This is a genomic window from Sphingopyxis sp. EU05-FHT14B03 (genome assembly GCF_058790875.1).
On the sequence record NZ_JBYTDC010000001.1, the window covers coordinates 696529 to 715745 of the forward strand.

At 65.7% G+C, this 19217-nt stretch carries 19 protein-coding genes; 11 read left to right on the forward strand and 8 right to left on the reverse strand.

The window, feature by feature from the left end; genetic code table 11:
* The first annotated feature begins 43 nt into the window (after positions 1–43).
* Genes AC3WS4_RS03465 through AC3WS4_RS03475 form a run of 3 tightly spaced genes read left to right on the forward strand, consistent with a single transcriptional unit; the run spans position 44 to position 3602 of the window.
* Positions 44–1690, forward strand: a complete 1647-nt coding sequence (locus AC3WS4_RS03465) for a TIGR02594 family protein (RefSeq protein ID WP_492736510.1) — start codon at positions 44–46, stop codon at positions 1688–1690.
* Positions 1691–1737: 47 nt separating this feature from the next.
* Positions 1738–3021 carry a UDP-N-acetylglucosamine 1-carboxyvinyltransferase gene (gene murA / locus AC3WS4_RS03470; protein WP_492736508.1) on the forward strand — a complete coding sequence of 428 codons (1284 nt, stop codon included), beginning with the start codon at positions 1738–1740 and terminating at the stop codon, positions 3019–3021.
* 11 nt (positions 3022–3032) lie between these two features.
* The gene (locus AC3WS4_RS03475; protein ID WP_492736506.1) at positions 3033–3602 is read left to right on the forward strand and encodes a hypothetical protein; all 570 of its coding nucleotides are present in this window, start codon (positions 3033–3035) and stop codon (positions 3600–3602) included.
* A 3-nt stretch (positions 3603–3605) separates the two neighbouring features.
* On the opposite strand, the gene AC3WS4_RS03480 is transcribed toward AC3WS4_RS03475, so the two are convergent.
* Entirely contained in the window at positions 3606–4877 is a 1272-nt protein-coding gene (locus tag AC3WS4_RS03480; protein WP_492736504.1) for an alpha/beta hydrolase family protein, read from the reverse strand.
* Positions 4878–4968: 91 nt separating this feature from the next.
* Here AC3WS4_RS03480 and AC3WS4_RS03485 point away from each other — a divergent pair, with 91 nt between their 5' ends.
* On the forward strand, positions 4969–5640 hold the full coding sequence (locus AC3WS4_RS03485; RefSeq protein WP_492736502.1) for a hypothetical protein: 672 nt from the start codon (positions 4969–4971) through the stop codon (positions 5638–5640).
* 19 nt (positions 5641–5659) lie between these two features.
* On the opposite strand, the gene AC3WS4_RS03490 is transcribed toward AC3WS4_RS03485, so the two are convergent.
* From AC3WS4_RS03490 to AC3WS4_RS03505, 4 genes are all read right to left on the reverse strand, one after another.
* Positions 5660–6616: a DMT family transporter gene (locus AC3WS4_RS03490; protein ID WP_492736500.1), complete on the reverse strand. Its 957-nt coding sequence runs from the start codon at positions 6614–6616 to the stop codon at positions 5660–5662.
* Positions 6613–7623 carry a threonine aldolase family protein gene (locus AC3WS4_RS03495; protein ID WP_492736498.1) on the reverse strand — a complete coding sequence of 337 codons (1011 nt, stop codon included), beginning with the start codon at positions 7621–7623 and terminating at the stop codon, positions 6613–6615. The genes AC3WS4_RS03490 and AC3WS4_RS03495 overlap by 4 nt, the downstream gene beginning before the upstream one ends.
* 43 nt (positions 7624–7666) lie before the next feature.
* Positions 7667–7852, reverse strand: coding sequence for a hypothetical protein (locus AC3WS4_RS03500; protein WP_492736496.1), 186 nt, complete (start codon positions 7850–7852; stop codon positions 7667–7669).
* 152 nt (positions 7853–8004) lie between these two features.
* Positions 8005–9222 carry an argininosuccinate synthase gene (locus AC3WS4_RS03505; protein ID WP_492736494.1) on the reverse strand — a complete coding sequence of 406 codons (1218 nt, stop codon included), beginning with the start codon at positions 9220–9222 and terminating at the stop codon, positions 8005–8007.
* Positions 9223–9365: 143 nt separating this feature from the next.
* Between AC3WS4_RS03505 and AC3WS4_RS03510 the strand changes: the two genes are divergently transcribed.
* From AC3WS4_RS03510 to AC3WS4_RS03520, 3 genes are all read left to right on the forward strand, one after another.
* A complete protein-coding gene (locus AC3WS4_RS03510; RefSeq protein ID WP_492736492.1) occupies positions 9366–10439 on the forward strand; it encodes a tetratricopeptide repeat protein in 1074 nt (357 codons plus the stop codon).
* A gap of 285 nt (positions 10440–10724) precedes the next feature.
* The gene (locus AC3WS4_RS03515) at positions 10725–12065 is read left to right on the forward strand and encodes an acyltransferase family protein (protein WP_492736490.1); all 1341 of its coding nucleotides are present in this window, start codon (positions 10725–10727) and stop codon (positions 12063–12065) included.
* Between the two features lie 10 nt (positions 12066–12075).
* Positions 12076–12513: a DUF1801 domain-containing protein gene (locus tag AC3WS4_RS03520; protein WP_492736489.1), complete on the forward strand. Its 438-nt coding sequence runs from the start codon at positions 12076–12078 to the stop codon at positions 12511–12513.
* Here AC3WS4_RS03520 and AC3WS4_RS03525 read toward each other — a convergent pair.
* Genes AC3WS4_RS03525 through AC3WS4_RS03535 form a run of 3 tightly spaced genes read right to left on the reverse strand, consistent with a single transcriptional unit; the run spans position 12510 to position 15868 of the window.
* Complete coding sequence (locus AC3WS4_RS03525; RefSeq protein WP_492736487.1) at positions 12510–13289, reverse strand: molybdopterin-dependent oxidoreductase; 780 nt, start codon at positions 13287–13289, stop codon at positions 12510–12512. The two genes, AC3WS4_RS03520 and AC3WS4_RS03525, sit on opposite strands and share 4 nt — an antisense overlap.
* A complete protein-coding gene (locus AC3WS4_RS03530) occupies positions 13286–14131 on the reverse strand; it encodes a cytochrome b/b6 domain-containing protein (RefSeq protein WP_492736485.1) in 846 nt (281 codons plus the stop codon). Before AC3WS4_RS03530 ends, AC3WS4_RS03525 begins: the two co-directional genes overlap by 4 nt.
* A gap of 30 nt (positions 14132–14161) precedes the next feature.
* Positions 14162–15868, reverse strand: a complete 1707-nt coding sequence (locus AC3WS4_RS03535; protein WP_492736483.1) for a class I adenylate-forming enzyme family protein — start codon at positions 15866–15868, stop codon at positions 14162–14164.
* A gap of 77 nt (positions 15869–15945) precedes the next feature.
* On the opposite strand from AC3WS4_RS03535, the gene lgt reads away from it, so the two are divergent.
* Genes lgt through pgeF form a run of 4 tightly spaced genes read left to right on the forward strand, consistent with a single transcriptional unit; the run spans position 15946 to position 19133 of the window.
* On the forward strand, positions 15946–16827 hold the full coding sequence (lgt, locus tag AC3WS4_RS03540) for a prolipoprotein diacylglyceryl transferase (RefSeq protein WP_056343107.1): 882 nt from the start codon (positions 15946–15948) through the stop codon (positions 16825–16827).
* Positions 16820–17860, forward strand: coding sequence for a class I SAM-dependent methyltransferase (locus AC3WS4_RS03545; protein WP_492736480.1), 1041 nt, complete (start codon positions 16820–16822; stop codon positions 17858–17860). The genes lgt and AC3WS4_RS03545 overlap by 8 nt, the downstream gene beginning before the upstream one ends.
* A complete protein-coding gene (locus tag AC3WS4_RS03550; protein WP_187141626.1) occupies positions 17857–18375 on the forward strand; it encodes a GNAT family N-acetyltransferase in 519 nt (172 codons plus the stop codon). The genes AC3WS4_RS03545 and AC3WS4_RS03550 overlap by 4 nt, the downstream gene beginning before the upstream one ends.
* Positions 18372–19133, forward strand: a complete 762-nt coding sequence (pgeF, locus tag AC3WS4_RS03555; RefSeq protein ID WP_492736478.1) for a peptidoglycan editing factor PgeF — start codon at positions 18372–18374, stop codon at positions 19131–19133. The genes AC3WS4_RS03550 and pgeF overlap by 4 nt, the downstream gene beginning before the upstream one ends.
* The last annotated feature ends 84 nt before the right edge of the window (positions 19134–19217 follow it).

Consider the following 19217-nt stretch of genomic DNA (forward strand, 5'->3'; position numbering starts at 1 on the left):
CGGATGGTATCGCCATGATCGACCATCGGGGGCCGTGACAGTCATGCCGCGCAAACACATCATATTGCTCGTCCATGGAATCAGGACACACGCCAGTTGGTACGAACGCGCGCAACAGGTGTTTGCGCAACTCGGCGACATCGAAATCGAGCCGATAAAATACGGGCGCTTCGACCTCTTCCGTTTCCTGATCCCCGGCCCCTGGCGCCGCGGCCCGATCGACCGGTCGGAAGACCGGATGCTGCCCATCATCGACCGGGTCCGCAAAGAGGGCGGGCTGGTCAGCGTCATCGCGCACAGCAACGGGACCAATGTCGTCGCGACGCTGCTCAAGGAAAGCTACTTGTTCAAGATCGACAATCTGATCCTTTGCGGATCGGTGATCGATACCGATTTCGACTGGGAAGGCGTGTCGCACAAGGTCAGCGGCAAGATCATCAACGATTATGGCGTCCGCGACATCTGGCCCGCAGTCGCGAAATCCTTCACCTGGGGCTATGGCTATTCGGGCACCAACGGCTTCGGCGCGCCGGTCAAGGACCGGCTGCACGACACCACCCATTCGGCCTATTTCTCCAAGGACTTCATGGAGAAATACTGGATCAGCTTCTTCCGCGACGGCACGATCGTCCGGCCGGAATATGGCGATGTCGAAATCCCCGAATCGCCCTGGTGGTTCTATTTTTTCGAGATACCGTGGAAATGGGCGATCCTCGCGCTGCTGGGGTTGCTGGCCTTTTTCCTCTGGTCAGACAAAACCGCGATAGATGGCGGTGCAGGAATCAGCCGGGAAACCGGAGGGCCGGCGAACTACTTCGCCTATTATGAGATCGGTCAGGACGGCAGACCGACCAGCGACGGCGACCTCCGCTTGGAAGAGCGGGAGCAGGGCCTCCCCACTTATGAAGATGTAAAAGACGGCACGATCCTGGAGGTAATGACCGGCAAAAATCTGTATCTTGAACCCGAACGATCTTCGAAGAGTGTTGCCGTTGATCCCGGTACGTGTCTGGAAGTGCTTTCCCACGCCAAGCCTTTCAAGCCGGAGTTTGCGGTTTCGGGCGGATGGTTCGAAGTCAGACGGGTGTCATGTGCCGGCCAGTCCAGCGAGCCCGCCCCCGCCGAACAATCGGCCGGAACGACCGAAATTCCGGCCTTCAGCGCCGCGTGCGACCGGACCTCCTATGTCGTGAACCTCGACGAACTCGGCCAGTTGCGCACCGAGGCTGAACTGGTCAACACCGCAGCATGGGTGAATGTCGCGATCGGCGAGCTCGGGCAACGCGAATATTCGGGAGAGGAGGCCAATCCGCATATCGTCGCCTATATGGCGACCGCCGAACCCAAACTCCGCTCGGACGAACAGCCTTGGAACAGCCAGTTCGTCAATTATGTGATGAACCGGGCGGGGAAGACCGGCACCAACAGCGGACTGGCTCGGTCGTGGCTGAACTGGGGCAAGAATCCGATCGACGAGGTGGGCGAGCGCGTCGTCGGTTCGGTCGTCGTTGCCAGCCGCGCAGGCGTCCCCGGCGGCGGCGTCGCCGGCTTTTACCTCGGCCCCGACGGCACCGATTCGATCCGGATGCTGGCGGGAAATATCTGCAAGGAAGTTTCGATCGTATCGGTGCCCGAGGGCAGGATTCTGGGCTATCGCCTGCCCTCGGACTGGCTTGGCCCCGCGCAATGAGCGTCGGGTCCGCTTGCGCCGCCGCCGCCATCCGCTAAAGACAGCCGATGGATCAAATCGTCATTCGCGGCGGCCAGCGACTCAAGGGCCGTATCCCCATTTCCGGCGCCAAGAATGCGGCGCTCACCCTGCTGCCCTGCGCGCTGCTCACCGACGAGCCACTGACGCTGCGCAACCTGCCGCGGCTCGCCGACGTCGATGGCTTCGGCCACCTGCTCAACCAGCTCGGCTGCTCGACGACGATCGAGGGGTCGCGGCCCGAGGATTTCGGCCGCGTAATGACCGCGCGCACGACGACGCTGACGTCGACCGTCGCCCCCTATGACATCGTCCGCAAGATGCGCGCCTCGATCCTCGTCCTCGGCCCGCTGCTCGCGCGCGCCGGTGAAGCCACCGTCTCGCTGCCCGGCGGCTGCGCGATCGGCAACCGCCCGATCGATTTGCATCTCAAGGCGCTCGAAGCGCTGGGCGCCGAAATCGAACTCGCCTCGGGTTATGTGAAGGCGAGCGCGCCGGGCGGGCGCCTGAAGGGCGGCAAGTTCACCTTCCCCGTCGTGTCGGTCGGCGCCACCGAAAATGCGGTGATGGCCGCGGTGCTCGCGAAAGGCACCTGCATCCTCGAAAACGCCGCGCGCGAGCCCGAGATCGTCGACCTGTGCAACTGCCTCGTCGCAATGGGCGCGTCGATCGACGGCATCGGTACCGAGACGCTGACCATCGAAGGCGTCGACCGCCTGCACGGCGCGACCTATCGCGTGATGGCCGACCGCATCGAGGCGGGCAGCTACGCCTGCGCCGCCGTCATCACCGAGGGCGATGTCGAACTGGTCGGTGCCAACGCCAGCGAGATGGAAGCGACGCTGGCGGCGCTGCGCCAGGCGGGCGCGACGGTCGAGGAAACCAAGACCGGCATCCGCGTCGCGATGACCGGCCGCGCCGAACCGGTCACGCTGTCGACCGCACCTTATCCGGGCTTCGCGACCGACATGCAGGCGCAGTTCATGGCGATGGCGACGCTGGGCAGCGGCGCCAGCCTGTTCACCGAGACGATCTTCGAGAACCGCTATATGCACGTTCCCGAACTGGCGCGCATGGGCTGCGACATCGACGTGCGCGGCCGCAGCGCCGTGGTGCGCGGGGTCGACCATCTCGTCGGCGCCCCCGTCATGGCGACCGACTTGCGCGCCTCGATGAGCCTGATCATTGCAGGGTTGGCAGCGCAGGGCACCACCGAGGTCAACCGCGTCTATCACCTCGACCGCGGTTACGAGCGGCTCGAGGAGAAGCTGCAGGCGGTTGGCGCGGACATCGAACGGATCAGCGCGGGGTAAAGGGGCACGCAATGGCTGTCGAATGGCTAAATTTTGAACGCAAAAACTCATCGACCAAACGCGTTTGGAGCCGTTGGCTTACCGAGGTCCCGGCAATCAGGTCAGACTTTCTGCATTTCGTCAAAGATCACGACATTTTCGATTACAACGAAACAGCTGCCGCAGGGATACTTGCGGCGGCCGCTACGAGGGCTGGTTTCGTGTCACTAGCAGAATATGTCTGTCGCAAGAAAATGCAGACCGATCGTCGCAAACGCGTCAACGGTCGCGCCGATCTATGGATATTGGATCAGCGCGAGAGGCGAACATGGTCATTTGAATTCAAGTACTTAACTAGCTCAAATGGCTATAAGATTGATGTACTTGAGGATAAGATGCAGCAGGCGATCAATGACGCGTCATGCATTATCGAAGGAGAGGCGGACTGCGCCTATGGGGCTCTTCTTGTAAGCGCCAACCACGACACAGAATTTTCGGAACGCTATCTGGGAATTTTGAACGAGTTCGCCAAACAGGTGGATTATGCAGCAAAAATAGAAGGTGGAAAGAACCCGTTGTTCTTTTTTGCAACCCGGTCTTAGTCGCTATTTGGCATTCACCGTCAGCTTCTGCCCGCGCCCATAAGCGCCGCGCACGTCGCGCTTCACCCAGTCGCCGAGCAATTTCAGATAGCCGTGGGTGATCCGCGTGACGCTGCGCTCGCCATCCGGCCCGGTGGTGAACTCGAACATGCCATGGTCGGTCTGCGGAAAAAGATAGACGTCGACCGGCTTGCCCGCCGCCTTCAGCCCCATCAACGCGGCGCGCGTCGTCTCGATCGGCGCCTCGCGATCCTCGCCCGCGAGCACCCACAGCAGCGGCGTGTCTAGTTTCCGCAGCGCCGCAACCGCGTCATAGTCCCAGATCAGTTCCAGATTGTCGAAGCGCGCGCGGCCGACGCGGCGTAGTTCCTCGTTCGTCATCCGCGCCATCGCGCCGCTATATTCGCCCTCGATCTTCCCAGCCCATGGCTGCGACGCCATCGCGCGCCGCGCGACGTCGAGCGCGTCATAACCGTCCCTGAAATTCGACAGCAGCAGCGTCGCGGTCGCTTGCGACAACCGCGTCACCAGCGCCTCGGCATCCTTGCCGAGCCCCGCAGCGCGGACCTCGGACACCATCTGCTCGCGATCCTCCTCGATCGGCGAGGCGACGAGGCCGAAGCCGACCGCGACGAAATCGGCCCGGGTGCGCGTCGCCGCGAGCGGTGCGACCCAGCCGCCCTGGCTGCCGCCGAAAAAGCCCGCACGACCGTACCGCCCCGCCGCGAGGCCGCGCGCGGTCTCCAGCGCCTTCGCCGCGTCGGCGGCGAGCAATTCGAAATTCTGCGTATATTCGCCCTCGGACCCGCCGGTGCCGCGCTTGTCATAGACGAACACCGAAATCCCCTGCGCCGCCATCGCATAGCCATAGACGCCGCCGATCGGCGAGGTGCGTTCGGAGCCGTGCACCATGACCACCAGCGGCCGCCTGGCATCGGCGCCGGGCGGTTCGATCAGCACGCCGGTCAGCCGGGTCCCGACGCTGTCGAAGCTCGCCGGGGTCTCGCGGAAGGCGATCCTGTTCCAGCGCGCCCCCCGCACGTCGACCATGCCGTCGCGGCACGCCAATGGCGGCGCCGCCTCGCTCGTCGCGCCGCGGCGTCCGTCGCGGAACAGATAGCGCAGCCCCGGCGCGGGGATGCTCGGCACCGGCGCGAGCACCATGAAATCGCCGTCGGCGGCGGCATAGGTGCCCGGCGCGCAGGCGGACTGCGCGGCGGCGGGCGAGGAGAGGACGGCGAGCGCGGCGGCGAAAGCGAAGGCGATAGGTTTCATGATCCTGTTTTTAGGACAGCCGCCGCGAAATCCGAACCGCCTTCGACCAAGAACCGTTGCCGATCGATAGCGGGGCGCGCATGGTCGCGGCATGACCCGTGCATCGCACCGCACCGCCAAGGGGCTGCGCCAGTTTCTCGATCCCGAGCAGCAACGCGGCTGGCTGGAAGGCGACTATCGCCCGCCCGACGCCGACGAGCGGGCCGAATCGATCGAGCAACGCTTCAAATATGCGGCGCGCTTCGAAAAATTGCTGCGCCGCCCGCAGGCGGAAGACCTGCTGGCGATCCTCGGCCTGTACGCCGCCGCCTGCATCCCGGTGCCGCGCCTGACCGAGCGCTATTACTGGTCGGTCTCGTGCCTGCCCTCGACCTCCGGCAAGCCGCTCGTCCGCGTCAATGCGAGCTGGATGGAGCTGTTCACCCTCTATGCCGACGGCGACGATCTGCGGGCGCGGTTCATCGTCCATCTTTCGGATTTCACCGCTGACGGGTCGTGCGATCCCGAACAGGTGGACCACCCGCTGCTCGAGCAATGCGTCGCCGCGCCCGAGAATGTGAGCTGCTTCTTTCCGAACGGCGCCGACATGTTCGGGATCAGGGTCCGTAGTGCGGCGTCGATCCGCGTCTTTCTGTCGAACGCACATGCGTTGCGGGGCGTCCGCGCCTTCAACCTGACGCATATGAACCGCGGCCGGAACGCCTATCAGGCGAGCCATTCGTACAGCGTCGCGGATCATATGGTGGGCGAGGAGCGGTCCTGAAGCGCTGCGAGCGACCCGGTCAGTCGGTCTTGTCGACCGGCACCGACACCGTCCCGCCGCTGACCGAGGGCTTGTCGGGCCGCTTCGCCACCGCGATCGCCAGCCCAACCAGTGCCACCGCACCGCCCGCGATCGACAGCGGCGCCCAGCGATAGCCCTCGAGCACGGTTGAGAATCCCATCGCGATGATCGGGATCAGCACGCTCGACCAGGCGGCCTGTCCCGGCCCGACCTCGCGAATGATGTTGAAATAAAGCGGAAAGGTGACCGCGCTCGCGATCACGCCCAGATAGAGCACCCCGGCGATATAGGCGGGCGTGGTCTCGATGACCGGCGGGCCCGTCGTAATCCATGCGAAGCTCGCATCGCCGAGCGCGCCGAACAGCATCGCCCAGGCGATCATCACCACCATCGATTGCGCGCGCGCGATTTTGGCTCCCTGCATGACGTTCGAGGTCGATGCGCTCATCACGCCGCTCAAAGCCAGTACCGTGCCGAGCAGCACCTCGCCCGCGCCGACCGTGGCGGCGCGATATTCGTGGAGGATCATCATGCCGACCCCGACGATCGCGATTCCCGCCCCGGCGAGGAAGCGCCCCTCGACCTTCGTCTTGAGGAAGACGCGCCCGAGCAAGGTGTTCGGCACGATCAGCAGCGCGAACAGCACCGCGACGAGTCCCGAGGTGATATGCTGTTCGGACCGGTAGACGAAGTTGAAGTTGAACGCGAATTGAGCGAGGCCCAGCAGCGCCGCGAAGCCCCACGCCCAGCCCGATAGCAACAAGGATTCGCGCCGCCACAGCGCATAGGCGAACATCGCCGCCGCCCCGACGAAGAAACGATAGGCGACCGACCAGCTCGGCGGCACGACCCCCAACTGCCCGGTGATGACGATCCACGTCGAGCCCCAGATCAGCGTGATGAACGCGAACGGCAGCAGGACGCGCGGCGTCAAAAGGCTGGGCTGCGCGCTCACAGCGCCGCGATGGCTGCCGCGAGCGGCGCGACGGCTTCGGCGTCCTGGTCCCAGCTCACCACCAGCCGCGCCGCACCCTCGCCCCAGTCATAGAAATCGAAGCCCTTGGCACGCAGGTCGGCGGCATCCTCGGCGCTGATCCGCACAAACAGCTCGTTCGCCTCGACCGGATACATCAGCCGGTCGCCGCACGCCGCCGCGAGCGCCGCCGCGCCCGCATTGGCGGCGCGCGCGTTGGCGAGCCACAGATCGTCCTTGAGCATCGCGCGGATCTGCGCCGCGACGAAGCGCCCCTTGCTGAGCAGGTGGCCGCCGCGCTTCTTGAGTTCGCGCACGCCTGCGCCGCCGCTGCCGCCGAAGAAGACCAAAGCCTCGGCCATCATCGCACCGTTCTTGGTGAAACCGAAGGACAGCGCATCGACCCCGGCGCGCCAGGTCACATCGGCGGGCGCGCAACCCGCGAAGGCGACGGCATTGGCGAAACGCGCGCCGTCCATATGGAGCTTCAACCCCTTGCTCCTGGCGATCTCGCTGATCTCGCGCACCTCGTCGGGGCGCCAGGCGAGGCCATATTCGGTCGCGTTGGTGATGCTGATCGCGGCGGGCTGCACCTGGTGGACGTCGTTGCGGATGCTGCGGATGCGCTCGCGCAGCGCGTCGGCGTCGATCTTCGCGCCCGGCCCGGGCAGCGTCATCAGCTTGGCGCCGCCCGAATAAAAACTCGGTGCGCCGCATTCGTCGACCTCGATATGCGCCTCTTCATAGCAGAGGATGCCCTGCCAGGGCCGCACAAAATGCGCGAGGATGATGCTGTTCGCGGCAGTGCCGGTCGGGATCCACACGACCTCGCAGTCGGTTTCGAACAGATCCGAAAAGGTCGCGTCGAGCGACTGGCTGAGCGCGTCGCCGTCATAGGCGGTGTCGACGTGGTTGGCGGCCGCCAGCGCTTCCATCACCTTGGGATGGACGGTCGCGGCGTTGTCGGAGAAGAAGCGGGTCGCGGTCATGTCGCGCCCTTAGCGCAGCGAAACGCGGCACGCCAGCGGGGCCTCAATGGCGGCGATAGACGTAGCGTTTATAGGTCCGCGACCAGCGCACCAGATAGCGCCCCGGCCAGATGAAGCGTGTGCGCATCCCGGTGCGATTGACGTTCAGCGCAAAGCGCGGAACCAGCACAGTGCGCCATTCCCAATCGTCGCGTTCGGAGGTCGCGTCCTCCGCATTCCATTCGTCCATGTCCGCTACCCCATTGGATGGTGGCAGCCTCTTCCCGACATTATCGTTCGATTGCCGGGACGGTACGTATCACGCGCAGGGCGCCGGGTCGACCGCATGCGATCGATCCGGCCGCCTGCTGCGGCGATTCCTGCCCCGAACGGGTCGAAGCGTCAGCGGTCGCGCTTGGCCAGCAATTTCAGGCGCAGCGCGTTGAGTTTGATGAAGCCCGCCGCATCCTTCTGGTCATAGGCGCCGGCATCATCCTCGAAGGTCACATGGCGCTCGCTGTACAGGCTGTTCGGCGACTTGCGCCCGACGACACTGGCATTGCCTTTGTAGAGCTTGAGCCGCACCGTGCCCGACACCTTTTCCTGGCTATGGTCGATCGCCGCCTGCAGCATCTCGCGCTCGGGGGCGAACCAGAAGCCGTTGTATATGAGCTCGGCATATTTCGGCATCAGCTCGTCTTTCAGATGCGCGGCGCCGCGATCGAGCGTGATGCTTTCGATGCCGCGATGCGCGCGGGCGTAGATTTCGCCGCCCGGGGTCTCGTACATGCCGCGCGATTTCATGCCGACGAAGCGGTTCTCGACGAGGTCGAGGCGGCCGATGCCATGCTTGCGGCCAAGCTCGTTGAGCGCCGTCAGCAACGTTGCGGGCGACATCGCCTCGCCGTTCAGCGCGACGCCGTCGCCGCGTTCGAAATCGACCGTGATATATTCGGGGGTGTCGGGCGCATCCTCGGGATTGACCGTGCGCGAATAGACATAGTCCGGGGTCTCGTCCCACGGATTTTCAAGGACCTTGCCCTCGGACGAGGTGTGGAGCAGGTTCGCATCGGTCGAGAAGGGGCTTTCGCCGCGCTTGTCCTTGGGCACCGGAATCTGGTGCTTTTCAGCGAATTCGATCAGCGCGGTTCGGCTGGTCAGATCCCATTCGCGCCAGGGCGCGATCACCTTGATGTCGGGGTTCAGCGCATAGGCGCTGAGCTCGAAACGCACCTGGTCGTTGCCCTTGCCGGTCGCGCCATGCGCCACGGCGTCGGCGCCGACTTCCTGGGCGATCTCGACCAGCCGCTTCGAAATCAGCGGACGCGCGATCGAGGTGCCGAGCAGATAATCGCCCTCGTAGCGCGCGTTGGCGCGCATCATCGGGAAGACGAAGTCGCGCACGAACTCCTCGCGGACATCGTCGATATAGATATGCTCGGGCTTGATCCCCATCAGCTCGGCCTTGGCGCGCGCGGGTTCCAATTCGTCACCCTGCCCGAGGTCGGCGGTGAAGGTCACCACCTCGCAGCCATAGGTCACCTGCAGCCATTTCAGGATGACGCTGGTGTCGAGCCCCCCCGAATAGGCGAGGACGACGCGCTTGATGGACTCGGACATGGCAGCACCTTCTGGCGGGAAATGACGGGGCGGCGCCTAACAGGCCGATCCGCGCGGCGCAACGCCTTGGCGCGTTCTTACAAGTTTCAGCGCGCGACATGCGGCATGATCGCGCGCGGGGACGCGCCTGCAGGATGATTGTCATGCGAATGATCTTGACCTTCGCCGCGCCGCTGCTCGCGCTGGCGACGGCTTCCTCGACGCTGAGCGCCGGCGGCGCGATGCCCGCCCCCACCCGCGAATATAACCAGAATGTCGATTGCCATAACGCCTATGACCGGTTGGTGGCGGAGAAGAAGGCGGGGACCAGCCCGTCGGCGGCGGCGCTGGCGTGGGCGCAAAGCTATGAGGCGGGCGCCAATGCCGGCACCCCCTGTCCCGCGCCGCTGCCCGAAATGACCGCGCGCGGCGGCAACTGGACTATCCGCACCGTGGAAGGGCGCGACGCCGCGCTCGCCTATGCGCAGAAACAGAAGGACCCCGCCGCGCTCAGCGAGATCGGCCACGCATGGATCAACAGCAGCGTCGCCGGCGGCACCCCGCAGGACGGGCTGGCGCTGATCGAGCAGGCCGCCGACCTTGGCGACCCGGTCGCGCTCTATTCGGTCGGTACTCTCTATGGCGCCGGGATCATCGGCGGCAAGAAGGACCCGGCCAAGGCGTTTGAACTGCTCAGCCAGTCGGCGGCGGCGGGCCACATCGACGCCATCTATCGGACCGGACTCTATTATCTGGAGGGCATCGGGACGAAAAAGGACCCAAAAAAGGCCTTCGCCGCCTTCAAATCCGCCGCCGAGCGCGGGCATTTTTACGCGGTCATCATGGCGTTCGACATGATCAACAGCGGCACCGGCACCAGGAAGGATTTCGACCTCGCCTATCGTCTGTCGCGGATCGTCGCCGACCAGGGCGAACCCTATGGCGCCGTGATGGCGGCGTCGTCGTTGCTCCAGCTCAAGAACCCGCTGCCGCATGAAGACGAGATTCTCTATTGGATGGACGAGGGCATCGCGCGCGGCGACGACAACATCCGCGGCCAGCTGATCCCGCTCCGCGCGCAGGTCGTCGGCGCCTTCACCAAGGCCAAGGCTCCCCCCGAGTACAAGCCGCGCGTGTTTAAGGCGTGCCCCATGAAGACCGTGTGCCTGGTGAACCATTATTCGGGGCTGCAAAGCTGCACCACGAACAAGGATTATTGGAACGACTGCGACGGGTGAGACATCCTCCCTGTGGCCGCAGGCCATGGGGAGGGGGACCGCTCGCGAAGCGAGTGGTGGAGGGGCCGAAAGGTCGCGCGACGCCCGACGGCGTCGGCCCCTCCGTCACCCGCTTCGCGGCTGCCACCTCCCCATCGCTTCGCGACAGGGAGGATTGGTACGACACCCGTGTCCTTGCCTTCGGACAGGAAGGTACCGACGCGGTCGCCGCGCGGACGACCGTTGCGGATCGTGGCTAACGCTTTATCATCCTTTCCCGTCCACTTGTCCGGCGAGGAGAGATTTATGGACATCGCGACGCCGCCTAAAAAGACGCACTGGTCGCGCGCCCGCGCTATGGCCGAGGCGGCGCCGCCGACACGCAATCGCTATGTCGATTTCCTGCGCGCCTTTTCGATCCTCGCGGTCGTCGTCGGCCACTGGCTCGTCGCCGCGCCCTATATGAAAGACGGCGCGGTCGAGGGCGGGCATCTGCTCGGCATCCTGCCCTGGACACAGTGGCTGACCTGGGGGTTCCAGGTCATGCCGCTCTTCTTCCTCGTCGGCGGTTTCTCGAACGGGCTGTCCTGGGCGGCGACGCAGCGAAACGGGGGGCGCTTCACGACCTGGTTCGCGGCGCGCGTCCGGCGGCTGATCAACCCGGTGCTGCCGCTGCTGCTGATCTGGGCGCTGGTCACGCTGTTCGGCACGCAGGCCGGCATCGACCGCGCGGTGGTCAAGATGGCGACGCAACTCGCGCTCGTCCCTGTGTGGTTCCTCGCCGTCTATCTGATCGTCACCGCGCTGACGCCGTGGAGCCATGCAGCGTGGCGGCGCTTTGGCCTCCCATCTTTCTTCGCGCTCGTCGCGGCGGCGGTCGTGATCGACGTCGCCACGCTGCAATATGGCATTCCCTATGTCAATTTCCTGAACTTCGTCTTCGTGTGGGTCGCGATCCACCAGCTCGGCTATGCCTGGCACGACGGGCGGATCGCCGCGCCGCTGCTCTGGGCGGCGGCGGGCCTGGTCGCGCTCGGGCTGCTCGTTGGCCTTGGCCCCTATCCGGTCGCGATGATCGGCGTGCCGGGTTCGGAGCTGAGCAATTCGATGCCGCCGACGCTGGCCCTGCTCGCGCTCGGCATCGCGCAAACCGGACTCGCGCTCGCGCTCGAAAAACCCGCGCGCAAGATGCTCGATGGCCTCACCGCATGGACGGCGGTGGTGCTGATCAACGGCATGATCATGACCGTCTATCTCTGGCACCTCACCGCCTTTGTGCTGGTGATGATTGCCGCCTGGCTGCTCGGCGGCGTCGGCCTGCATGTTGCGCCGGGCAGTACTGAGTGGTGGCTGGCGCGTCCGGTCTGGTTCGCGCTCTATATCGCGTTGCTCTTCCCCTTCATCCTGCTCTTCGCCCGCTACGAGAGCGGCGGCAAGGCGGCGGAGGGCGACGTCACCCACGCGCGCCTGATCCTCGGCATGCTGATGATCTGCACCGGGCTCGCGATGACCGCCGCGATCAGCATCGCCAGTCCGCTCGGCGTTACCGGCGTGCGGCTATGGGTCGTCGCCCTGCCCTTCCTCGGCGCCGCGCTGGTCGGCTTCGGCCCCGCCGCGCGCCTGTTGATGCGCCGCGCCGAAACCTAGGAGACGCGAGATGGCCAAGACCGAGATCAAGACCAGGGCGACCGAGGTGACCGTCGCCGACTATATCGCATCGCTCCCCGAAGAACGCCGCCGCGAGGAGGCGCCGGTGATCGACGCGATCCACCGCCGCGTCACCGGGCTGGAGCCGAAGATGTGGGGACCGTCGATCATCGGCTACGGCAGCTATGACTATCACTATGACAGCGGCCATTCGGGCACGATGGCCCGCGCCGGCTTCAGCCCGCGCAAGGCGGCGATCACCCTCTATCTGATGGAAGATTATGGCGAGCGGCAGGCCGAGGCCGACGCGCTGTTCGCGGCGCTTGGCAAGCACAAGACCAGCAAGGTCTGCCTCTATATCAACAAGCTGGGCGACGTCGATCTGGCGGTGCTGGAAAGGCTGGTGGCGCTGACCTGGGACGCGATGAACGCGAAATATCCGGCCTAAATCCCCGCATACCATTCATAATCGATGCGGTCCTCCCAATAGCCGCCCTTGCCCGCGCCGATGCCATCGAGGCTGGCGACCGCTTCGATCCCGGTGACATATTTGGCGTGCTTGTAGCCCAGCTGGCGTTCGATCCGCAGCCGCAGCGGCGCGCCATTGGCGATCGGCAGCAGGGTGCGGTTGAGCGCCCACGCCAGGATCGTCTGCGGGTGCAGCGCGTCGATCAGGTCGCAGCTTTCATAATAGAGCGCGTCGCCGATCCGGTCGGCGCAGCGGAAGACGATGAAGCGCGCGGCGTCCTTGAGCTGCGCCGCGGCGAGGATGCGGCTGAGCTGCACCCCCGTCCATTCGCCGATCGCGCTCCACCCCTCGACGCAGTCGTGGCGCGTGATCTGGCTCCGCTGCGGCATCGCACGGATATCGGCCATCGACAGCGACAGCGGCTTGGCCACCAGCCCCGTCACCACGACGCGCCAGTCGGCGAACCCGCTTGCGGCATGGCCGGCATAGGCCGCGCCCGGCGGCAGCTTCGTCCCGTTCGAGCGGAACACAGGCGACAGATCGGCGCGGCCGAACTCGCGCGCCAGCGCGTCGCGGTTCATCAGCGCGCGTTGGCTGCCGCGATGCATGTCCTCGCCCATCGACAATATCTTGCGCGTGATCGGTGCCTCGTTGATCGCATCGCATCCGGCCAGCAACGGCAACGCACCCGCCGCCGCGGCCAGCCCGCCCGCGCGCGCGATCAACTGGCGGCGGGGAAGAAGGATATCGCTCATTCGCCCTTCTCCGGCGGCAGGCGGAACCAGCCGCTGACCATCGAACGGATCTCGTTCACCGGCCCCGCGAGCAACACCATGACGATATGGACGAAGAAAAACGCGACGAGCAGCCATGCCGCGATGAAATGGAGCGAACGCGCCGACTGGCGCCCGCCGAAGATATCGAGCAACCACGGCCACGCCGCGCCCATCCCCGGTGACATCGTCAGTCCGGTGAAGATCATCAGCGGCAGCAGGATAAAGATCACCCCGATGTAGCTTAGCTTCTGCAGGATATTATAGCGCGCCGCCGCCTCCCCCCTGGGAAAGCGCAGCCGGGCATGATCCTTGATGTCGTGCCAGATATGCCGCGGCGACCATTCGTGCCGCCGAACGTGCAAATCCTTGCGCAAATGCCCGCCGATCGCCGTCCAGATCATATAGAGCGTCAGCCCGATCGCGAGCACCCAGGCAAAGAACAGATGCCAACGCCGCCCGTCGGCAAGGCTGTATTTGGTGGGGATCGTCGCCCAGCCCGGGAAGGCCCAGGTCTGTTCCCCCCCCTCAGCGTCGGTCCAGCGCCCGAGCACCCCCGTCGTCTCGATCCGCGTATCGCCGATCCGCACGAATCCCGTCGTCGGCGTCGCCCCGACCGCGAACCAGGCATGGTCGGGGTTGGCCCCATATTGCCCCCAATAGAGGCGCGGGTGGGCGTTGAAGATCATCAGCCCGCTCATCAGCAGGATGAGCAGCGTGACGGCATTGACCCAATGCCAGATGCGCGTCGGCAGCCGGTGGCGATAGACGCGCCGCGGCTGCTCCGCGCCGGGCGGAACGGTGGGGGCTTCAGGCTGGGCCATATCCCCCATTCGCTTCGTTCCTCGCTTTGGTTACGCCGCGACCTCGGTCGCGAACTGCGCGCGATATTGGTTCCTGAGCGACACCTTGTCGATCTTTTCGCTACCGAGTTTTGGCAGCGCCGCGTTCGACATCCAGATCTTGTACGGCACCTTGTACGGCGCCAGCCGCGCGCTGAGGAACGAACACATCGCGCCGTCGTCGACCGTCGACCCGGGCTTCACCCAGATCACCGCGCCGACGACCTCGCCCAGCCGCTCGTCGGGCAGGCCGAACACCGCGCATTCGTTGACGTCGGCATGTTCGTAGATCGCCGCCTCGACTTCCTGGCAGCTGATATTCTCGCCGCCGCGGATGATGATGTCCTTCTTGCGGTCGACGATGAACAGATAGCCGTCCTCATCGACGTAACCGAGGTCGCCCGAACGGAAATAGCCGCTGTCGAAAAACGCCGCCTTCGTCGCTGCCGGGTTGTTCCAATAGCCCTCGAAATTGGCAACCGAACGCATGCACACCTCGCCGACCCCGCCCTGCGGCAGTTCGTCGCCATTGTCGTCGAGGATCGCGAGGTCGACCAGCGGCTTCGACGCCGGGCCGGTCGACATCGGCTTGGCGAGGTAATTTTCGTTGATGATGCCGCAACCGACCGCATTGGTTTCGGTCAGCCCGTAACCCAGCAAAGGCTTGGCATCGCCCATCTCTTCGGACAACCGCTTCACATGCTCGGGCGGGCGCGGCGCGCCGCCGCCGGCGTAGCTCTTGCACGTCGACAGATCGTAATTCTTGCGGTTCGGATGGGTCAGGATCTCATAGCTCATTAGCGGCACGCCGACGAAATAATTGCACTGCTCGTCCTGGATCAGCCGCATCGCCTCTTCGGCGTTCCACTTGGGCATCAAAACGAGTTTCCGCCCCAGCGCCATGCTCTGCAGGAACACTGGGATTTCGGCGGTGACGTGGAACAGCGGCGTGCAGATCAGGGTCGCGGGCTGGATGTCCGACATCAAGCCGTCCTGCGTCAACAGATGCACGATGCTCGCGGTCTGGGTCACATAGTTGAAGATCGCCTGCACCACCGCCTCGTGGCGCGAATAGGCGCCCTTCGACTGGCCCGTCGAGCCCGAGGTGAAGAGGATCGTCGCCAGGTCCTGACCGGTGAGCACCGGCAAAACCGTATCCGCGCTGCCGCCCGCCGACGTGATCGGCGCGATCGCTTCATCGATCGGCTGCGACAGGTCGAGCGTGATGACCTTCGCGCCATGCGCGACCTCCGCGAGTCGCGCGGCGCGCTGGACGTCGGCGATCACCAGTTTCGCCTCGCTGTCGGTGATGCCGGCGGCCAGCTCACCGCCCTGCCACCAGCCGTTGAGCAAGGTCGCGCAGCCGCCCGCGAGCAGTACGCCGATATAGGTGACGCACCAGGCATTGGCGTTGCGCATCGCGATGCCGACGCGGTCGCCGCGCTCGACGCCATGGCCCTCGATCAATCCCGCCGCGACCTTGCGCGCCGCGGCATAGACCTGGCCGAAGCTTAGCCGCTCGTCGCCCTCGACGAGGAAGGTCGCATCGGCATGCTGCGCAGCAAAAAACGCAACATAATCGGCAAGGTTGGTCGGCGCGTTGGTAATAAAGGGAAGGTCCCGGCCAAAACGTTCGACCGTTCCGACCTGGATCGGGCCGCCGGGCCCCGTGATCAGATTATAGGCGGCTTCCAGGCGCAAATCGAGCGCGGATGGCATCGGGCATCTCTCCTCTTGGTCTCGCTCGCCATACCCCTTATGGGGAGGCCTCTCCTGGGGAAGGACAGCGCGACTATATGTTTCTTTTTGCAACCTTAGCCGAAGCAACGCAATATGTGAACTTCCACGATCTCATGGGGGAAAACTCCGAGATCGCGTTCAGCGTCTTCGGCTGGCCGATCCGCTGGTATGCGCTCGCCTATCTCGCCGGCATCTTCCTCGGTTACTGGTATCTGCTCAAGCTGATCGACCAGCCCGGCGCCCCGATGGCGCGCCGCCACGCCGACGACATGATCTTCTATGCGATGCTCGGCATCATTCTCGGCGGCCGCCTCGGCTATGTGCTCTTCTACAATCTGGAAGCCTATATCCAAAAGCCCGCGACGATCTTCAAATTGTGGGACGGCGGCATGTCGCTGCACGGCGGCGTCATCGGCGTGCTGATCGCGATCTGGTATGTGACGCGCAAGGAAAAGCTCAGCTTCCTGCGCTTCTGCGACTATGTCGCGTGCGTCATCCCCTTCGGCCTGTTCCTCGGCCGCATCGCCAATTTCGTCAACGGCGAGCTGTGGGGGCGCATTTCCTATGTTCCCTGGGCGATCATCTTCCCCGGCGAGGCCGGCCCGCTGCCGCGCCATCCGAGCCAGCTCTACGAAGCCGGCCTCGAAGGGCTGCTGATGATGGCGGTCCTCACCTGGCTCTTCTGGCGTACCGATGCGCGCTACAAGCCGGGCCTGCTCGTCGGCATGGCGTCGATCATCTATGGCGTCAGCCGCTTCGCGGTCGAGTTCGTCCGCAACCCCGACAGCCAGCGGATGTGGGTCGTCGAAAGCACCGGGCTGTCGATGGGGCAATGGCTCACCGTGCCGATGATCGTGATCGGCCTGTGGCTGGTCCTCACCGCCAAGCGCCGCCGCCAGCGCGTCGAACCGATCGCCGGGCCCGACAGCGTTGCCTGACGAGAGTCCGCTGGAAAGCCTCTGGACGGACGGCCCGGTCAGCCTCGCCGACTATATGGCGGCGGCGAACGGCCATTATTACGCGGCCCGCGACCCGCTCGGCGCCGCGGGCGATTTCACGACGGCGCCCGAGATCAGCCAGATGTTCGGCGAACTCGTCGGCATCTGGTGCGCCGACCTGTGGGACCGCGCCGGGCGTCCGGCCTTTCGCTATGTCGAACTCGGCCCCGGTCGGGGTACCCTCGCCGCCGATGCGCTGCGCGCGATGCGGCGTTTCGGCTGCGACCCCGTCGGCGTCGAACTGGTCGAAACCAGCCTGGCGCTGCGTGCGGCGCAATTGTCGCGCGTTCCCGATGCCCGGCACCATGACGCCGTCGAAAGCCTGCCCGGCGACGCGGCGCTGCTCATCGTCGCCAACGAGTTTTTCGACGCGCTGCCGATCCGCCAGTTCGTCGCGACCCCCGAGGGTTGGCGCGAGCGGCTGGTCGCACGCGACGGCGCGCGGCTCGTGACGCAGCATGGCGACACCCCGGTCGACGCCGACGTCGCGCCGCTGCTCCGCACCCAGCCCGTCGGGACGGTCGTCGAAACCAGCCCCGCCGCGTCCGCGGTCATGCACGGCTGCGCGCTGCGCATCGCGCACAGCGGCGGCGCGATGCTCGCGATCGATTACGGCTATCGCGGCCCCGCGGCGGGCGACACGCTGCAAGCGGTATCGAGCCACCGCTACGCCGACCCCTTCGAGCGCGCCGGCGAGGTCGACCTCACCGCGCATGTCGATTTCACCGCACTCACCGCGGCGGCGCGGCACGGCGGGCTCACCGTCGCCGGTCCCGTCGGCCAGGGCCTGTGGCTCCAGCGGCTCGGGATCGACGCGCGGCTCCAATCGCTGATCGCCGCCTCGCCCGCCCGCGCCGAAGAACTCGAGGGCCAGCGCCACCGCCTCGTCGAGGCGGGCGAGATGGGCGAATTGTTCCAGATCCTCACCGCCTTCGACCCCGCCTGGCCCCACCCCGCAGGATTTGCCGCATGATCGTCCTCACTCCCGCCACCATCGCCGACGCCGAGGCACTGTCGGCGTTCGCCAATACGGCCTTTACCGCCACCTTCGGGCATATCTACGACCCCGCCGACCTCGCGCTCTTCCTGTCGACATGGAACCCGCCCGACCGGTTCCGCGCCCAGATCGCCGATCCCGACTGGTCGATCGCGATGGTCCGCGACGATGCCGGCGCGATCCTCGGTTACGCCAAGATGGGCCCGCTCGACTTCGAGCTTCCCGCCGACCAGCCGACCGACGACGCGGTCGAACTCCACCAGATCTATCTCGCCGACGCCGCCAAGGGCACCGGCGTCGCGACCGCGCTGATGGACTGGGGCATCGGCTGGGCGCGCGCGCGCGCGTCGATCCTCTATCTCTCGGTCTTCACCGACAATCCGCGCGCGCAGGCGGTGTACCGGCGCTATGGTTTCTACGACGTCGGCCGCAATGCGTTTCGTGTCGGCAACCATGTCGACGAAGACCGCTTCTTCCGGCTCGACCTGTGAGCGTCCCCTTCGTCCGGTCCGACGCGCTCGCCGACGTCCCCCACGGTTTCTTCGGCCGGCGCGGCGGCGTCTCGACCGGCGACCTCGCGTCGCTCAACTGCGGCCTCGGATCGGGCGACGACCCGGCGCTGATCGCCGAGAACCGGCGCCGCGTCGCCGACACCACGCTGCCCGGCGCGACGTTGACCGGCCTCTATCAGGTCCATGGCCATCGCTGCGTCATCGTCGACGGCGAAACCGACCTCGCCGCCCGCCCCGAGGCCGACGCGCTCGCGACCCGCACGCCCGGCCTGTTGCTCGGCATCCTCACCGCCGATTGTGTACCCGTCCTCTTCGCCGACCGCCAAGCCGGCGTCGTCGGCGCCGCGCATGCCGGCTGGAAGGGCGCGCTCGCCGGGGTCACCGACGCGACGCTGACCGCGATGGAAAGCCTCGGCGCGACCCGCGCCGGTATCGCCGTCGCGATCGGCCCGTGCATCGGGCGCGCCTCCTACGAGGTCGACGAGGGCTTCGTCGCCACCTTCCTGACCGACGATCCGGCCAACGAGCGCTTCTTCGCAGCCGGCAAGCCCGGCCATGCGATGTTCGACATCGCGGCCTATGTCGCCGCGCGCCTCGCCGCCGCCGGGGTGAGGCGAATTGCCATCGGCGGGCACGACACCTATGCCGAAGCCGAGGATTATTTCAGCTATCGCCGCGCGTGCCACAAAAGCGAGAACAGCTATGGCCGCCAGCTATCGGTGATCGGAATCCGCTGATACATAATCATCCGTCATCCCGGCGAAGGCCGGGATCTCAGCCCCGCATCGTGACGCGCCGGCGGGAGCCCGGCCTTCGCCGGG

Excerpts from the sequence above, each read along its gene's own strand:
- AC3WS4_RS03465 (WP_492736510.1), top strand. The coding sequence starts at position 44 with ATGCCGCGCAAACACATCATATTGCTCGTCCATGGAATCAGGACACAC.
- murA (WP_492736508.1), top strand. The coding sequence starts at position 1,738 with ATGGATCAAATCGTCATTCGCGGCGGCCAGCGACTCAAGGGCCGTATC.
- AC3WS4_RS03475 (WP_492736506.1), top strand. The coding sequence starts at position 3,033 with ATGGCTGTCGAATGGCTAAATTTTGAACGCAAAAACTCATCGACCAAA.
- AC3WS4_RS03480 (WP_492736504.1), bottom strand. The coding sequence starts at position 4,877 with ATGAAACCTATCGCCTTCGCTTTCGCCGCCGCGCTCGCCGTCCTCTCC.
- AC3WS4_RS03485 (WP_492736502.1), top strand. The coding sequence starts at position 4,969 with ATGACCCGTGCATCGCACCGCACCGCCAAGGGGCTGCGCCAGTTTCTC.
- AC3WS4_RS03495 (WP_492736498.1), bottom strand. The coding sequence starts at position 7,623 with ATGACCGCGACCCGCTTCTTCTCCGACAACGCCGCGACCGTCCATCCC.
- AC3WS4_RS03500 (WP_492736496.1), bottom strand. The coding sequence starts at position 7,852 with ATGGACGAATGGAATGCGGAGGACGCGACCTCCGAACGCGACGATTGG.
- AC3WS4_RS03505 (WP_492736494.1), bottom strand. The coding sequence starts at position 9,222 with ATGTCCGAGTCCATCAAGCGCGTCGTCCTCGCCTATTCGGGGGGGCTC.
- AC3WS4_RS03510 (WP_492736492.1), top strand. The coding sequence starts at position 9,366 with ATGCGAATGATCTTGACCTTCGCCGCGCCGCTGCTCGCGCTGGCGACG.
- AC3WS4_RS03515 (WP_492736490.1), top strand. The coding sequence starts at position 10,725 with ATGGACATCGCGACGCCGCCTAAAAAGACGCACTGGTCGCGCGCCCGC.
- AC3WS4_RS03520 (WP_492736489.1), top strand. The coding sequence starts at position 12,076 with ATGGCCAAGACCGAGATCAAGACCAGGGCGACCGAGGTGACCGTCGCC.
- AC3WS4_RS03525 (WP_492736487.1), bottom strand. The coding sequence starts at position 13,289 with ATGAGCGATATCCTTCTTCCCCGCCGCCAGTTGATCGCGCGCGCGGGC.
- AC3WS4_RS03530 (WP_492736485.1), bottom strand. The coding sequence starts at position 14,131 with ATGGCCCAGCCTGAAGCCCCCACCGTTCCGCCCGGCGCGGAGCAGCCG.
- AC3WS4_RS03535 (WP_492736483.1), bottom strand. The coding sequence starts at position 15,868 with ATGCCATCCGCGCTCGATTTGCGCCTGGAAGCCGCCTATAATCTGATC.
- lgt (WP_056343107.1), top strand. The coding sequence starts at position 15,946 with ATGTTTCTTTTTGCAACCTTAGCCGAAGCAACGCAATATGTGAACTTC.
- AC3WS4_RS03550 (WP_187141626.1), top strand. The coding sequence starts at position 17,857 with ATGATCGTCCTCACTCCCGCCACCATCGCCGACGCCGAGGCACTGTCG.